This window comes from Larkinella insperata, assembly GCF_026248825.1.
GTDB lineage: Bacteria > Bacteroidota > Bacteroidia > Cytophagales > Spirosomataceae > Larkinella > Larkinella insperata.
In genome coordinates, this window is record NZ_CP110973.1 from 2,275,291 (window position 1) to 2,290,843 (window position 15,553).

Genomic DNA, 15,553 nt, shown 5'->3' on the forward strand with positions numbered 1-15,553 from the left:
TTAGAAGCGAGCAACTGAGCGAACGGTCCGTGGGGGAGCGGCTTTTGGTCGGAATCCGTTTACAGACTACTGACTGCTCAGATCTTTTTTCTTACCAGCGTTTCATCCGGTCAAACCATTTGCGGCTGGCTGACGTTTGGCAAGCATACCCTACAAACTACTGGTTACACCACCTGATGGAAACCCGTCGAAAAAACAACTTTATGACGCGTCGTCGGGAGCCAAAACGCTTCATGCTCTGGCTTTGCATGGCCAGTAGCGGATTTATTTTCACCGTCTTACTGATTGCCTACGTCGTGCGGAGAGTGGGCGCCGACTGGCGCGATGTTCCAATGCCGACGGTATTTCTGGCCAGCACCGGCGTTATACTGGCCAGCAGCCTGACGCTGCACATTGCCAATGCCGCTTTTCGGCACGACCGTTTTACGCAATACCGTCTTTACCTGGGTACGACTCTTTTTCTGGGTGCCTTGTTTGTCATCCTGCAGGTGCTGGGCTGGCGGGAACTGATGCTGAAGGGATTTTATATGCAGACCAATCCGTCGAGCAGTTTTCTGTTTCTGCTGTCCGGTCTTCATTTGCTGCACATCCTGCTGGGGTTGTTCTTTCTGGGCGTGGCCTTTGCCGAAGCAATGCGCCGGATCCCGTACGTGGAGTCATTTGTGTACAGCGTCAATCCGCCCAACCGGCTGAAAATTATGCTCTTTACGCTGTACTGGCATTTTGTCGACGTACTCTGGCTGTACGTTTTTCTGTTTCTGCTGTATCACCACGGGTTATAGGTTCACGGAAGCGTCCGCTGACGGCCCGCTTCCGTGAACCGGTCTTCAGGAAGCCGTATCCTTGAAAACCACGTGAATCTTCAATTTTACGGTTTCGTCCACCGGCACCATCATCAGTGACGGTTTTTCAATTTTGTAATCGGATAATTTGATATCAAAGTCGCCCTTCACGGTGATCTGCCCGTTGCCATCCTGCCGATTGGCCTGAATCACAACGGGTTTGGTAACGCCGTGAAACGTCAGGTTTCCTTTGATGGCCAGGTTATTTCCTTCCTGCTGCACGTCGTTACTGGTAAACGTAACTTTCGGGTATTTCAGGGCCTCCATCGTTTCCAGGGCGTGCGAGTCGCGGTTGGTGTTGTCGCTGTCGAAGCTGGAAAGTTTGGTGGCTGCGGCTACACTCTCGATCTTGTTGGCGTCGTCGACCACCATCACGCAGGCAACATCGCGGCTGACGCCCTCGAAACTGTGCATGGGATGGCTCATGGCGTAGGTGATCGTCGATTTGGTCCGGTCAGCCATCAGCTTCCGTTTGGCGATTACGGGCGTTGAGGCTGGTTGGTGAAAAGCCACTAATCCTGCGCTGACGAGCACGATCCAGCTCGTCAGCCGGGGGTATAAAAACGTCTTCATGGCAAGAAGGTGTAGTTTGATGATGCGTTAAAACTTGATGACCACGATGGCAGCCGCAAAAGCGGCAAACGTCGTAAAGGCAGCCGCGCGGTGGTATGGTTTCAGGTTGGCGTTTTCCTCCACCCGGCGGGCTATAACGTTCGTGGCTACCATTCCGGCCAGGTGCGCCACCGCCAGGTACTTGTGCAGCTGAATCGAGCTAAAACCGCGCCGGGTGCTGCTGGTTGGCAGTTTAGGCGGGGCCGTCAGCGACAACAAAGCCGTAGCACCGTAGGTGTAGTTGATAATCGTCGCCATCGTCGCGTGCTGCTCCTTGATGCGGATGTAATCCAGCCCTTTCGCATTGTACAGACGAGTGCCCAGAATCCCCTGCGCCACAAAACCGGCCAGCGTGGCAAAACCCAGCACCTGGTGGCTGACCAGCATCGTCCGGCGAATTTTCAACTCTTTCTCGCGGCCTTCGGGCGTCAGCGGTGCCAGATTCGTCACCCGCAGTAATCCCTTAGGACCCCAGAAAGCCCGCTGCGTGAAGATGATCTTTTTGGGCAGCAACTCCTGAGCGTCCGCCGAACTGTCGGCCAGTTCGGCCAGCAGATCGTCGGCGTCGGAAGGGGCTTTGATGCTTGTATCGGCCGGAGCCGCCGTATTTACGCGGGTGGTGTCCTGCGCCCGCAGGGGCACGTAGCCGAGCAGGAGCAGGAGCGCAATTGAGAGGTATTTCATCGATTAGCTGGTTATGCGTAAGCTGTTACCCGTTACGGTGGTTTTGTACTGGGTCAGGTTTTTCTGGCCCGATGCAGCCGGTACGGTCACGACGCCCGCCGTGTTGTATTGTGATCCGTGGGTTGGGCAGTAAATATCGTCGTTGTTGGCGCGGTACATAACGGTTGAAGACTGGTGGGTACAGGTTTTCGATAACGCCACGTAGTTTCCGTTTTTCACCCGCGCAATCAGAATGTCTTCGTGGTAGGCATAGCCGCCGATGGTTTGCAACGATTTGAAATCGGGCTGGGTCAGGTCCAGCGTTACATCCAGTCCGCCGGGCGTGGGATCCGGATCCGGCTCGTCCGAGCCTTTCGAGCAGGAAGTAAGCGTTCCCATGCAGTAAAACGCCATCAGGGCGGCACTGCTTAACCCCAGACTCCGGATAAATTCACCTCGTTTAATCGGTTGCTGTTGATTGGTTTCCATAGAGAAATAGTGAGTTGGTTGTGAATAAATGTACCTACATTATTTACGCTAAACGGATAGCCTGCACAAAAAAGTGTTGGTCAAAGCCGGTAACGCAGTGAGAAAAACACGCCGGTACTCATGAGCCGAATCTTGCCGTAGCCGAGCGTAGATCGTCGGGGGTCTTTCAGGAAGGGTTCAACCTGCCAGGAAAGCCGCCGGAGTGGGCCGTCGGAACGGAAATTACGTTCGTACCCAAACGAGAAATTTAAGTGACTCCATTCGTGAAAACCGGTTTTGCCGTACCACTCTTTGTATTTCTGCTGAGTTGGATTAACACCATACGGGTAATTGTATTTGTAGTGTTCCTCCTGCATAATGTAGGAAGAAAAACCGGAACTGATAAACCACCGACGGCGGCTATTCAATAAAAAATCGAACCGCAGGTTAACCGGAATGTCCAGAACCGTACAAACCGCATCGACGCTTTCGTACAGGGGGCCGTACCAGTGATCCGGCCTGGTGTAGTCGGAAGCCGCAGCCCGGTATGTTTTGACGGATCGTAAAATACCACCCTGAATGGTAAACCGCCGTAGAAATCGGTACTCTGCCAAGACGCCCACCTGAAAATCCCGTGCTCCCTGGCGGCTTTTTCCCACAAAATTCAAGTCCGGAGCGGCTACGACCCGAATCGACAAAGCCGGATAGCCAACGACCGGAACTGCGGGCGGTGGTACAATTCGGGGGACAACGGGTGGCCGCATCGGCTCCAGATCCGGCTCCGGTAACGCGGGTAAGGCCGGTTGCTGGGGTGTCCGGGCCGGTATATAAGACAGCTTGCTCAATACGTCGAACGGTACGGTTTCGGAAGACGAATTGGAGTTCCTGGAACGGTCAATGTCTGAAATGCTCCCGGTCCCCGCGCGGTTGTCAGCCGTAACCAATTGCCCTTGCGAACGCGATCTGGACGGGTTCAGACGGTTTGAAGCCGAACCCACCAGCCCCGCGCCGGTGTTGCCGGACAGCGGCTGATCGGCGGGTTTTGCCCTCCGTCGGCCCGGACGGTTTGATACCGTTCGGCCAGCGGAATTGCCCTTCAACGTTTCCGACGTCACCAAGCGGTTTTTGGTCACCGGGTCGGCTGCAACCCTTTCGTTTGCTGATGAAGTCTTCAGGTTGTTACCCGACGGATTACTGCGCTGGGCCAGCCGCGGTGCCGCGCCGGGAGCCGATTTTGCCATCCGCCGTGCCACCGGGTCGTTGGGTTGCGGCAGTTTATCCCTAGTTCGGGTTTCGCTTCCGGCATCTGCCGGGCCAGACGCTCCGTTCAAGACCGTTGGTGTGTTGGTTTCGGTGGAGGCCGATTCCGAACGATCGGTTTGGGAGGACGGCGGTTCAGACGGTTTTTCATCGGTGGGTACGGAACCCGTTGGCGAATTACTCCGCGGAGCTGCTGGTTGGCCGGATTCTTCCGCCAGAACGGTAGCCGGTTGTTGCGAAACGGTCCGGCCGGCCGACTGGCCATCGTTCGGCGACATCAGCAGGGACGTTGTCGTCAGTAACAGCAGCAACAGCGGTAACCCCCAGTAAATAAACCGGTCGAGAAACCGCAGCCGGTCGTCATCGTCGAGACGTCGGCGCAGGCTGCTCCAGTCATCTGGATTATAAGGCGGCTCAAACTCCTCGGCTGACGACCGGAAGAGCTTGTCCAGTTCGTCATCGGGAAGTTCTTGCAAACTCGCCATGGCATCTACGGATTAATAATTGTTTCAATTGTTCGCGGGCGCGTGCCAGATTCGACTTGGAGGTACCCACCGAAATATTCAATTGCCCGGCGATTTCCTCGTGGGTATAGCCATCAATGGCGTACAGGTTGAATACCATTCGGTAGGCGGGCGTCAAAAGCTGCACGACTTCCATTAACTCCTCATGGCTCAGCTGGTCGAGGGCGCTGGCCTCAACGCCCGGCAACTGGCTGGCCTGATCAATATCCTCGTGGTAACGGTGTTTCAGGTTTTGCCGGTAATAATCAAGGGCGGTGTTGATCATGATCCGGCGCAACCAGAGCTTAAACGGTACGTCCGGCCGGTATAAATTCGACCGGGTAAATACCTTCATAAAGCCGTCGTTTAAAATTTCCACGGCTTCGTCCCGGTTGTGCGAATAACGCAGACAAATCCCCATCGCATACCCATAGAACTGCCGGTACAGCAGCTCCTGGCTTCTGCGGTTGCCATTCTGGCACTCCTGTAGCAGTCCGGCGATATCTGGGGAGGGAACGGTCATACGTCGGGTTTCAGTCGTCAATACGCGAGTTGACGCGGATAGGTTGCGTCAATCAGCAAAAAGTAGTTTACGGTTTTCAGTGAGCGGTTCTCATTACGAAACATAGATTGGTAGAACTACTAAATCAAACTGCTGAGAACCAGCCCACTGAAGCCCGCAAACCGCTTAGGGCGTGGGCGCTTCCGGCGTGTTGTTGTTGACAATCGGCCAGACGCCCGGCTGTGGAAAACTGATGCCTTTGTTCAGGCCCCGTTTGCCGTTGTCCTGCTGAAAATAATACAGCGGCCAGCCTTTAAACGTCAGCTGCTGACGACCTGCCACAGTAATGGTGCCAAAAAGTGACTTGTCGACGGTTGACGGCACTTCTTTTAGCGTTTCTTCAAACATCGGCCAGACGGCATTGTTGCTCAGGTCGGCCCGGGTAAAGTTATTCACATTTTTCTTGTCTCGCTGAAAGGCGTACAGCGTTCGGCCCTGGCCGTCGGTGAAGTAAGTCGTCACTCCGGTGCCTTCCTTGTAGTCGGACGTGTATGATTTGCCATTATGACCAACCAGTTGCGCGCGGGCGATCATGATGGAATAATTCGGTTTGGCGACAAACCAGATGCCGCCCACGTTTTCGCCTTTTACGTCACCCTGCGCCACATCGTCTTTGTAGTAATACAACGGCCAGCCCTTGAAGGTGCTTTGTTTGGAACCATCGGCGCGGGTAATGGTCCCGAAATCGGATGCAGTCAGGCCGGAAGCCAGTTTCGGATTTTCCCGGTAAAAAACGGGCCAGTTCGTCAGGCAGTTGCCGGTGCAGGTGGATGCACCGGTACTGTCGTAGTCGTTGGAAAAGAAATAAAGCGTCCGGCCCGTTTCGTCCGTCATCACATTTCCCAGCGACGTGTTGGTGAGGTTGATAGCCGGTTCGGGGGGCGTAGGCGTGTCGTCTGAGCCCTTGTCGCACGACTGGGTCAGGCAGGAAACAATAAGCAACAGGGCGACTACGGGAGTCGCAATCCTTTTCGTGTTCATAGCAAATAGAAAAAAAGGTTAGAATTACGAACGCGTCCTGTTGAATCGATTCGATGACAGTACGGAGAAGCAGAAAAAAGGGTTGCGTGTTCGGCAAAAAAGTGCAAAAAAAAGCCCGTCCGGCCGGACGGGCTACTAAGCCGTATAGTGGTTTAACCGACCTGATCGGTAAAATGCTTGAGGATGTGCCCCATTTTATCCCGCTTCGTGCGCAGGTACACTTCGTTGTGCGGGTTGGGGTGAATATCAATCGGAACGGTTTCGATAATTTCCAGGCCATAGCCCATCAGCCCCGCCCGCTTTTTGGGATTGTTGGAAATCAGCCGAAGTTTGGTGATGCCCAGATCCCGCAGAATCTGCGCGCCAACGCCGTAGTCCCGGGCGTCCATCGGCAGGCCGAGTTCCAAGTTGGCTTCAACGGTATCGCGGCCCATTTCCTGCAATTTGTAGGCTTTCAATTTATTGATCAGCCCGATGCCCCGGCCTTCCTGAAACATGTAAAGAATCACGCCTTTGCCTTCCTGCTCCACCATTTTCATGGCCGCGTGGAGTTGTTCTCCGCAGTCGCAGCGGCACGAGCCGAAAATATCGCCCGTTACGCAGGAGGAGTGGACCCGCACCAGCACGGGTTCGTTTTTATCCCAGGTTCCTTTGATCAGCGCCAGGTGCGTATCGTCGGTGTTGATCTGCTTGTAAGCAAGGAGTTCAAAATCCCCGTATTCAGTCGGCATCTGAACGCCGATTTCGCGCCGGATCAGGCTTTCCTGCCGCAGCCGGTATTCGATCAGGTCCTGAATGCTGACAAGCTTCATCCCGAATTTATCGGCCATCTCGCGCAGTTGCGGCAACCGGGCCATCGTGCCGTCTTCGCTCAGAATTTCGATCAGCACCCCGACTGGTTGCAGCCCCGCCAGTTTCGCAAAATCCACGGCGGCTTCGGTATGACCCGCCCGGCGAATCACCCCGCCGTCGACGGCCCGCAGCGGAAAAATATGGCCCGGGCGGCCCAGGTCTTCGGGGTGGGTTTCGGGATTGACCAACGCCTGAATGGTTTTGGCGCGGTCGCTGGCCGAGATGCCCGTGGTACAGCCGTGGCCCAGCAGGTCGACCGAAACCGTAAACGGCGTGGTATGGACGGAGGTGTTGTTGCCAACCATCATTTCCAGCCCCAGTTCCTGGCAGCGTTCGTCGGTCAGGGGAGCGCACATGAGGCCCCGGCCTTCCTTGATCATGAAATTGACCATTTCGGGCGTGATTTTCTCCGCAGCGCAGATCATATCACCCTCATTTTCCCGGTCTTCATCATCGACAACGATAATGATTTTGCCGTCGCGGATGTCCTGGATCGCGTCTTCGATGCGGTCCAGACGAATACCGGTATTGGTATTATTATTGCTCATCATAAAGAGTAATGACTAGAGGTACTAGACAAAGAGCTGTGAGATAAAAGACCAGTGGCCGTGATCGCGCCGGATGCGTTAACTCTATTGTTTCTTGTCTTTTCGCTCACGTCTTCAAGAACATTCTTCCGCAAAGATACGTTCGATATGCTAAATTTGGGTTTTGGACGTTGTAATCAAAAAAACGAGTTATAGCTACGTAAAACTTTACCTCCCGTGAGCGTTTCCAGGAAGTGGTCAGCCGGTTTATCAAGAGCAGTCCGGCAGCGAGTCCGGTTTTTCCTGACCGGCCTGTGTATTGGTGTGGTTTTAAATACGCTTGTCCAAACAAATGTAGCGTGGGCGCAGGACTGGTGCGCCAACCCACCGGCTGCTGCGGCAAAGGGCGGCTTTACGGTATCGGCCCAGAAAGGGTGCGCGCCGTTCACGGTTACGGTAAAGAACACGACCAACAGCCCGGACAACCTGTTTCTGTATGTATACGACTACCAAGGGGGGGATCCGGTTGCGAGTAAATCAGGGGTTGCCGACATAACTCACGTGTATACTCGGCCCGGAAAGTATAAAATTCTGCAAATCGGTAATGTTAATACCGGCTCCGTGGCCTGCCAGGAGATTGAAGTGGTTGATGCAATTCCACCGAATTTTGCGGCCTACAGTTGTGCAGACATGAAAGTCATTGTGAAAATCACTCGTGATGCGGTTGCTGAACCATATGACGACTTTAAAATCGATTGGAACGATGGCAGCCCTATTGAGACAGTTTCGAAGGTTGGAGAGGAGGACATATTGGCCACGCATACGTATCAGAATAAAAGAGCCTACCAAATCAAAGTATCAGGTAATTATCAGGGCATCAACTGCGGGGGCGGTTCCTTTCAGCAGGTTACGCCACTTCTAAGCACCGAGTTCACCAATCCGGTTATCACCAAACTGACAACCACTGGAACCAACGTTACGCTGCAAGTACAAGCCGGTGCCCAGCAAGCCGTCACGTTATACCAGAAAGATTCATCGGGTGCCTACGTCGCCAGGGCGATCTCCCGCATTGGGAATGGTTCGCTGGTGGCTACCGATATAACGACGCACCCGACCTGTTTCAAGGTTGTCTCGCAGAACGCTTGTGGTGAAAAGTTTGAATCCGAGGAAGTGTGCAGCATTGGGGTGAGAGTGGAAGCGCGGGAAAAAGAAAACGAAGTGATCTGGAATGCGCCGGGCAATCCGACCAATTTTCAGCAGTATACCGTCACCAAAAACAACGGTGTACTTCGCACCTTCAACGGGTTTACGACTACGTCCGTTGTCGACTCCGACGGAATTACCTGCAACGAAGACTATTGTTACCAGGTGACGGCGTTGTCGGGTTCTGTCGAGATCGTGTCCGATGCGGTATGCGTAAAAGCCGCTTCGTCGACGCCCCCCCCGCCTTTTACAACCGTGCAGGTATCCGTCAACGGCGACAACCGCATCGATCTGCGGAGCATACCGCCCATTCCGACATCACAGAGCCCGAGTTACCGAATGATTATTTTTCGGCAGGACCAGCCCGGCGGTGCGTTCGTTCAGACCAGCATGGAGGTGGATCGAAACATTCACCAGGACGGCGATGTGCAGCCCCAGCAACAATCTTACTGCTACCAGGTGGTTTATCAGAGTGCCTGCGGAGTATCGTCGGAGCCTTCCAAAACCGTTTGCACGATTTTACTGAATTCCAAGACCGCCACCACCATCAACTGGACCGGAGACGCACCCTTCGCCGACGAAGCAATTGATCGCTACATCATCGAAAAAGTGGACGGCAGCGGAGCGGTTCTGGAAGAAATTGCCGTTGGGCTGGACACTTCCTATGAACCGGTTCAAGATGACCCCAGCGTGCTGGAAATCCGTTTTCGGGTTAAAGCCGTGTCTAAATCCGGCGCCATTAGCTATTCTAATTTCTACACGTACCTGTTTCCCCAGGAACAGCGGCTTTTTGTGCCGGATGCTTTCACGCCCAACGGCGATGGGACGAATGATCTGCTGGAAGTAAAAGGCAGCACGAATTTTCAGTCCATGCAACTGACGGTTTACAACCGCTGGGGCGAAGTGGTTTTTCGCACCGAAAACCGGGAAGGTTGGGACGGTACCATCAACGGCCAGCCCGCTCAGCCTGGCACCTACGCCTACCGCATCAACGTCGTCAATGTGGAAGGGAAAAAAACAGAAAAGACCGGCTCTGTGTTACTGATTCGGTAGACCAGGAGACATTGGCGAGCGACAAAAGCAGAACCGACATTCGGGCCATCAGCTATTCGTTGCTACCTTTGGACCCACTGAAAGAATGATAGTCTTTCTCCGGTCTTTTGTTTCACTTCTTTTTTTGATACGCTATGTTCAACATGATGGATATGTTCGGTAAGGTTAAGGAATTTCAGACCCGAATGAAAGAAGCCCAGGGCAGTCTGAATGGCATTACCGAATCGGGGGAATCAGGCGCGGGGATGGTCCGGGTAACCGTCAACGGCCTGAAGCAAGTTATCCGGCTGGAAATTGATCCGGACCTGGTGCGGCCCGACGACCGCGAGATGTTGCAGGATCTGGTGGTAGCCGCGACCAACAAAGCCCTCGAAAACGTAGAGCCCAAAATTAAGGAGCATCTTCAGAAAGCCACCGAAGGGCTGTTGCCCAATATTCCCGGTTTCGACCTGGGCAGCATGATGTCTTAAGGCATGGATCAGGTTGCTATTGTAATCCTGAATTACAACGGAAAAGCTTACCTGGAACGGTTCTTACCGTCCGTACTGGCGCATTCGGAAGGGTGCCCCGTGTATGTTGCCGACAACGCTTCCACGGATGATTCGGTCCGTTTGCTTCAGGAGGACTTCCCGGCGGTGCGGCTGGTGCCGTTACCGCTTAATTTTGGTTACGCGGGCGGTTATACTGCGGCTTTGAAGCAGATTCAGGCCCGGTATTTTCTGCTGCTCAATTCCGACGTTGAAGTAAGTCCGGGCTGGTTGTCGCCCCTGGTAAAATTAGCGGAGAGCAACCCGCAGATTGCCGCCTGTCAGCCCAAAATCCGGTCGTATAAAGATCCACACCTGTTCGAATACGCCGGGGCTGCCGGGGGCTACATCGATTACCTGGGTTACCCGTTCTGCCGTGGACGGCTTTTTGATACCGTCGAAGAGGATCAGCAGCAGTACGACGACGCGCGGGAAATTTTCTGGGCTACCGGTGCGTGTATGTTGGTCCGTGCGGAGGTTTTTCACCAACTGGACGGTTTCGATCCGCGATTTTTTGCCCACATGGAGGAAATTGACTGGTGCTGGCGCGCCAAAAATGCCGGTCATCAGATCTGGTACTGCCCTGACTCGACGGTTTTTCACGTCGGGGGTGGTACGCTGCCCAAATCCAATGCGCGCAAAACGTTTTTAAACTACCGCAACAGCCTCGCCATGCTCTACAAGAATCTGCCGACGGGGCATGTATTCCTGACCATTTTTATCCGGTTGGTTCTGGATGGGGTAGCGGGTTGTCAGTTAGTAATGAAGGGAAAGTGGCGGGATACCGCAGCGATTATACGGGCGCACTTTGCGTTTTACGGATGGCTTCCTTTTCTGCGCAGACAACGGCGTAGTTTAACCGATTTACGAAAAAATCGTGTGGTTCACAAGCAAATTTATCCGCACAGTATTGTGCTCCAATATTTCCTGAAAGGCCGCAAAACGTTTCGGGATCTTCAAAACGATAAATGACCGCAGCCGACGCTAAAGCTCCCAGATTGTCGGGTGATTGTGCCGGCGAAGGTGCTTATTCATCTCCATCCAGAACGCCATGATCAGATAGAGTACCACCGGAGAGCCCAGCGTAAGGCAGGATGTGTAGATGAAATAAAGCCGGATGCTGCTGGCCGAAATATTCATCATCTCGCCCAGGCGTGTGCAGACACCGAATGCCTGACTTTCGACGAAATACCTGAGTTTGTTCATAATAGTAACGGTCCTGATAATCAGTGCGCAACAAATAATTTATATATTTAAAGCGAATTTGCGGAGGTTGAATTGGACAAGCTACCAAATATACGTTGATTGCATTGCTACAACAATTCACCAATCAAAAAGTTTTAGCGAGTTATTTAATGGCGAATAAGTTACGCACAATTAAGTGTTGGAATTAGATAATTAAATTCAGGGAAATTGTTTATATATTCGTAACAAATTTTGTTACTTTGTGTTTACTAAGGCGTTGTCTTATAAATTTTAAGATATTTTTGCTATTCAACAAAGTCAGTGCATAGACGGCCAGTTCCATCCGTATCGCCCATTTCGTGTGTTAACCTGGAACCTGTTTGAAGACTTTTGTTAAGAATACTCCCGATTAGTAATGTTTTATTTTTAATTTTTTAAGTTTTATGCAAACAGGTGTTGTCAAATTTTTCAACGAGAGCAAAGGCTACGGGTTCATCGTCGAAGATGATACGAACCGTGACATTTTTGTCCACATTACTGGCCTGAATGGCACGACTATTCGGGAAACAGACCGTGTCTCTTTCGAAGTAATCGAAGGCAAAAAAGGCCTTAATGCCGTTAAGGTGAAAAAACTGGAAGGAGCTTACTAAGCTACGATTCCTTCATGAACATAAAAACCCCGGCCGCATGACCGGGGTTTTTTTATGGCTTTTCGAAATTAAACATTAGACGCAAGACACGAGAGCCGGTATTTTGTCAAGCAAAGTCGTTTCTGCGGTCTTTCAGCGTTTCGCTACGCCACCGCCAGAATGCGAATCGGTTTTCCGTTGAATACAACTTCCGTATTCGCCTGGGCGTGGTTTAGCCGGGTACCGATGGGCGAAGCGGGCGAGACGGCGAAATAATCAGTTTTGTCGAGGGTAATTTTTCCGGCGCTGATGGCGATGAAATAATTACCCTGACTCGTAATGACCAAGCTGCCCGGTTGACCGCTCGTATAGGTTTTACCGCTGTCAATCCGGGTTAGTTCCTGCTGCAGCTTGAGCGCTTCGGCCAGTTGCTGGGCGTGCCGGTCGCGTTCGATCTGCGCCATGGCCCGCCCGGTTTCGTACTTGTCGCCCGCGCTGCTTTTCGATTCCTCATTGGCCGCAGCCTGCGCGGCTTCCATCGCGGTTCGGGCCGTTTCGATGCGTTGCGCAGCGTATTCCTGACAACGCTCGAAAAGCGCCTGTTTAACCGTTACGTAATCGATCATGGCGGGGTGTTACTGACCGGTCCAGTTTTTTACCTGATCCAGCGTCGGCATTGGCAGGTCCAGCTTCAGCTTTTTCCGCATACCGCCCAGGTCGTTGAAAATCTTGTTGGCGTTGGCCCCGCTCAGTTGGTTGACGTGCTGGTAACCCATTTTCTGCAAGGCCGGAACCCAGCCTGCCGGAATGCCCAACTGCTCAAAATCTGCTTCGGTTGATACGTCCAGTTTTTTCTCGGGACGCATCTGCGGGAAAAACAGCACGTCCTGAATCGACGGCTGGTTTGTCATGATCATGGAAAGCCGGTCGATTCCCAGGCCCACCCCGGCCGTCGGCGGCATCCCGTATTCGAGCGCCCGCAGGAAGTCTTCGTCCATTGCCATGGCTTCTTCGTCACCCCGTTTGGCCAGTTCGAGTTGTTCTTCAAACCGGGCACGCTGGTCGAGCGGATCGTTCAGCTCCGAATAGGCGTTGGCAATTTCTTTCCCGTTGCAAATGGCTTCAAACCGTTCAACCAGTCCCGGTTTATCGCGGTGTTTTTTGGTCAGGGGCGACATCTCAACCGGGTAATCCGTGATGAAGGTCGGCTGGATCAGCTTCGGCTCCACGGCTTCACCGAACAGTTCGTCGATGAGCTTCGATTTGCCCATGGTGCTGTCGGTTTGAATGCCCCGGCTTTCGGCCACCTTCCGCAGCTCGTCTTCGCCCATCGCCGACACATCGACGCCGGTATATTCCTGAATGGCTTCAAACATGGTAAACCGTTTCCAGGGACGCTGGAAATTGATGATTTTATCGCCCACCGGCACTTCGGTTTTTCCGTGCAGATCCAGCGCGATCTTTTCGACCATCTCCTCGATCAGATCCATCATCCAGTGGTAATCCTTGTAGGCGACGTACAGCTCCACCTGCGTAAATTCCGGATTGTGGAACCGGCTCATGCCCTCGTTGCGGAAGTCTTTTGCAAACTCAAACACCCCGTCGTAACCGCCCACAATCAGGCGTTTCAGGTAGAGCTCGTTGGCAATCCGCAGGTACAGCGTCATGTCGAGCGTATTGTGGTGGGTGCGGAAAGGCCGTGCTGCCGCGCCCCCGTGAATCGGTTGCAGAATCGGCGTTTCGACTTCCAGGTATCCCCGGTTGCTCAGAAACGTCCGGATTGAATTGACGAGCTGAGTCCGTTGCACAAACGTTTTGCGCACTTCCGGATTCACGATCAGGTCAACATACCGCTGGCGATACCGTTGTTCAGGGTCCGAGAAAGCGTCGTAGGTTTGCTTGTTGCCCTGTTCGTCCACCACCTCTTTCACCACCGGCAAAGGCCGCAGCGATTTGGTCAGCAGCCTGAATTCCGTGACGTGGATGGAGATTTCGCCGGTTTGTGTGGTGAACACATAGCCTTTGACACCAATGATGTCGCCGATGTCCAGCAATTTCTTGAAAACCGTGTTGTAGAGCGTTTTGTCGTCGCCCGGGCACAGGTCGTCGCGCCGGAAATAAAGCTGAATCCGGTCGGTAGCGTCCTGTAGTTCGGCAAACGAGGCCGACCCCATGATGCGGAAGCTCATCAAACGGCCCGCAATCGAGATGTTCTTGTAGTCGGTTTTGTTGCGCTCGTAATTTTTATGAATGTCGGCCGCTGTAACGTTGACCTCGAATAATTCAGCAGGGTAGGGGTCAATGCCCATCCGCATCAGTTCCTCGCGCTTGTTGCGCCGGGTGATCTCCTGTTCGCTCAGTATCATCTTATTGTAAAAAAAGAGTTGCAAATATAGGGGATCAGAGTACGGATTTGATAGTCAAGCGTAACGGAAAAGGCGCAAAGCCTCTTTTTGACACCCTATTTCGGGTAAAAACGGGCTTGTTTAGGCTCAATGTTTTATCCGCTCCATTGTATTTTTCAACCGTGCATCCCAAAAGGTTTGGTTGTCAACCGAAATTATTGCTATTATTGTGATATCATAATACTATCACATGCGCCATGATTGAAAAGAACCTTGCTTCCCGTTCGGGCTATGAAGTGTTGCCCCTGGCCCTGCTCTTATTCCTGGGTTTTCTGGTTGATACGCCCGTGGTCGGCGTCCTTGTCTCGTTAGGCTATATCATTGTTACGACTGGTTTGGTCATTGTAAATCCAAAAGAAGCTGTTGTAACCACGTTCTTTGGGGAATACGTAGGAACGATCCGGACAACGGGGCTTCGATGGGTGAATCCGCTTTACCGCAAGAAGAAAATCAGCCTCCGCGCCCGCAACCTCAACGGCCAGACGCTCAAGGTAAATGACAAGATGGGGAACCCCATCGAAATTGCGGCCGTTGTGGTTTGGCAGGTTGCCGATACCGCCAAAGCGCTGTTTGAAGTAGATGATTACACGTTGTTCGTGCAGATTCAGTCGGAAGCGGCCGTCCGGCATCTGGCCAGCACCTGCGCCTACGATACGATGGAAGACGAAGACGCTACCGTTACGTTGCGCGATAGCACCGGCCAGATCAACGTCCTGCTGGAAAAAGAATTAAACGAACGGCTGGCACGCGCCGGGGTAGATGTCATCGAAGCCCGGATCAGCCACCTGGCCTACGCGCCCGAAATCGCGGGGGCCATGCTGCAACGTCAGCAGGCCACGGCCGTGGTGTCGGCCCGCAAGCAGATTGTGGAAGGGGCCGTCGGGATGGTCGAAATGGCGCTGGCACGACTGGCCGAGAAAGACGTGGTAGCCCTGGACGAGGAGCGAAAAGCCGCTATGGTCAGCAACCTGCTGGTGGTGTTGTGCGGAGAGAAATCCGTTAATCCCGTCGTCAACGCCGGAACCTTATATAGTTAGGAATGGAGCGTCAAGCGTAATGAGTAGGAACGCTTAACGCTTCATTTTTCACTCTTCACTCAAAAAATGGCTGCGGAGAAGAAAGCATTTGTATTGCGAATCAATCCCGAAACGCTGAAGGAACTCGAACGCTGGGCACAGGAAGAGTTCCGCAGCGTTAATGGGCAGATTGAGTTTATCCTTCATGAAGCGTTGAAAAAAAGGAAAAAAAACCCTCCTCCCGAACGAAACGACTAGTCTTCTG

At 53.0% G+C, this 15,553-nt stretch carries 17 protein-coding genes; 7 read left to right on the forward strand and 10 right to left on the reverse strand.

What is annotated here, in order from left to right; genetic code table 11:
- The first annotated feature begins 176 nt into the window (after positions 1 to 176).
- On the forward strand, positions 177 to 782 hold the full coding sequence (locus tag OQ371_RS09275; protein WP_265993490.1) for a cytochrome c oxidase subunit 3: 606 nt from the start codon (positions 177 to 179) through the stop codon (positions 780 to 782).
- Positions 783 to 827: 45 nt separating this feature from the next.
- Here OQ371_RS09275 and OQ371_RS09280 read toward each other — a convergent pair whose 3' ends face one another.
- From OQ371_RS09280 to OQ371_RS09310, 7 genes are all read right to left on the reverse strand, one after another.
- Positions 828 to 1,415 carry a YceI family protein gene (locus OQ371_RS09280; protein WP_265993491.1) on the reverse strand — a complete coding sequence of 196 codons (588 nt, stop codon included), beginning with the start codon at positions 1,413 to 1,415 and terminating at the stop codon, positions 828 to 830.
- 27 nt (positions 1,416 to 1,442) lie between these two features.
- On the reverse strand, positions 1,443 to 2,138 hold the full coding sequence (locus OQ371_RS09285; RefSeq protein WP_265993492.1) for a hypothetical protein: 696 nt from the start codon (positions 2,136 to 2,138) through the stop codon (positions 1,443 to 1,445).
- 3 nt (positions 2,139 to 2,141) lie between these two features.
- Positions 2,142 to 2,606 (reverse strand): QcrA and Rieske domain-containing protein, encoded by a 465-nt coding sequence (locus OQ371_RS09290; protein WP_265993493.1) that lies wholly within the window; start codon positions 2,604 to 2,606, stop codon positions 2,142 to 2,144.
- 80 nt (positions 2,607 to 2,686) lie between these two features.
- Positions 2,687 to 4,330, reverse strand: a complete 1,644-nt coding sequence (locus OQ371_RS09295; RefSeq protein WP_265993494.1) for a hypothetical protein — start codon at positions 4,328 to 4,330, stop codon at positions 2,687 to 2,689.
- On the reverse strand, positions 4,302 to 4,871 hold the full coding sequence (locus tag OQ371_RS09300; RefSeq protein WP_265993495.1) for an RNA polymerase sigma factor: 570 nt from the start codon (positions 4,869 to 4,871) through the stop codon (positions 4,302 to 4,304). Before OQ371_RS09300 ends, OQ371_RS09295 begins: the two co-directional genes overlap by 29 nt.
- 165 nt (positions 4,872 to 5,036) lie before the next feature.
- Complete coding sequence (locus OQ371_RS09305; RefSeq protein WP_265993496.1) at positions 5,037 to 5,891, reverse strand: hypothetical protein; 855 nt, start codon at positions 5,889 to 5,891, stop codon at positions 5,037 to 5,039.
- A gap of 152 nt (positions 5,892 to 6,043) precedes the next feature.
- Positions 6,044 to 7,291, reverse strand: a complete 1,248-nt coding sequence (locus OQ371_RS09310; RefSeq protein WP_265994290.1) for a bifunctional 3,4-dihydroxy-2-butanone-4-phosphate synthase/GTP cyclohydrolase II — start codon at positions 7,289 to 7,291, stop codon at positions 6,044 to 6,046.
- 216 nt (positions 7,292 to 7,507) lie between these two features.
- Between OQ371_RS09310 and OQ371_RS09315 the strand changes: the two genes are divergently transcribed.
- From OQ371_RS09315 to OQ371_RS09325, 3 genes are all read left to right on the forward strand, one after another.
- Complete coding sequence (locus OQ371_RS09315) at positions 7,508 to 9,526, forward strand: T9SS type B sorting domain-containing protein (RefSeq protein ID WP_265993497.1); 2,019 nt, start codon at positions 7,508 to 7,510, stop codon at positions 9,524 to 9,526.
- A gap of 134 nt (positions 9,527 to 9,660) precedes the next feature.
- Positions 9,661 to 9,996, forward strand: coding sequence for a YbaB/EbfC family nucleoid-associated protein (locus tag OQ371_RS09320; RefSeq protein ID WP_265993498.1), 336 nt, complete (start codon positions 9,661 to 9,663; stop codon positions 9,994 to 9,996).
- Positions 9,997 to 9,999: 3 nt separating this feature from the next.
- Positions 10,000 to 11,025 (forward strand): glycosyltransferase family 2 protein, encoded by a 1,026-nt coding sequence (locus OQ371_RS09325; protein WP_265993499.1) that lies wholly within the window; start codon positions 10,000 to 10,002, stop codon positions 11,023 to 11,025.
- A 12-nt stretch (positions 11,026 to 11,037) separates the two neighbouring features.
- Here the strand turns inward: OQ371_RS09325 and OQ371_RS09330 are convergent, their stop codons facing one another.
- Entirely contained in the window at positions 11,038 to 11,259 is a 222-nt protein-coding gene (locus OQ371_RS09330) for a PspC domain-containing protein (RefSeq protein WP_265993500.1), read from the reverse strand.
- Between the two features lie 422 nt (positions 11,260 to 11,681).
- On the opposite strand from OQ371_RS09330, the gene OQ371_RS09335 reads away from it, so the two are divergent.
- Positions 11,682 to 11,888, forward strand: a complete 207-nt coding sequence (locus OQ371_RS09335) for a cold-shock protein (protein WP_124875441.1) — start codon at positions 11,682 to 11,684, stop codon at positions 11,886 to 11,888.
- Between the two features lie 143 nt (positions 11,889 to 12,031).
- On the opposite strand, the gene OQ371_RS09340 is transcribed toward OQ371_RS09335, so the two are convergent.
- Both OQ371_RS09340 and lysS read right to left on the reverse strand, forming a co-directional pair.
- Positions 12,032 to 12,493 (reverse strand): 3-oxoacyl-ACP synthase, encoded by a 462-nt coding sequence (locus OQ371_RS09340; RefSeq protein WP_265993501.1) that lies wholly within the window; start codon positions 12,491 to 12,493, stop codon positions 12,032 to 12,034.
- A 9-nt stretch (positions 12,494 to 12,502) separates the two neighbouring features.
- Positions 12,503 to 14,233 carry a lysine--tRNA ligase gene (gene lysS, locus OQ371_RS09345; RefSeq protein ID WP_265993502.1) on the reverse strand — a complete coding sequence of 577 codons (1,731 nt, stop codon included), beginning with the start codon at positions 14,231 to 14,233 and terminating at the stop codon, positions 12,503 to 12,505.
- A gap of 236 nt (positions 14,234 to 14,469) precedes the next feature.
- On the opposite strand from lysS, the gene OQ371_RS09350 reads away from it, so the two are divergent.
- Both OQ371_RS09350 and OQ371_RS09355 read left to right on the forward strand, forming a co-directional pair.
- Positions 14,470 to 15,309, forward strand: coding sequence for an SPFH domain-containing protein (locus tag OQ371_RS09350; protein WP_265993503.1), 840 nt, complete (start codon positions 14,470 to 14,472; stop codon positions 15,307 to 15,309).
- 66 nt (positions 15,310 to 15,375) lie between these two features.
- The gene (locus OQ371_RS09355; RefSeq protein ID WP_265993504.1) at positions 15,376 to 15,546 is read left to right on the forward strand and encodes a type II toxin-antitoxin system antitoxin; all 171 of its coding nucleotides are present in this window, start codon (positions 15,376 to 15,378) and stop codon (positions 15,544 to 15,546) included.
- The last annotated feature ends 7 nt before the right edge of the window (positions 15,547 to 15,553 follow it).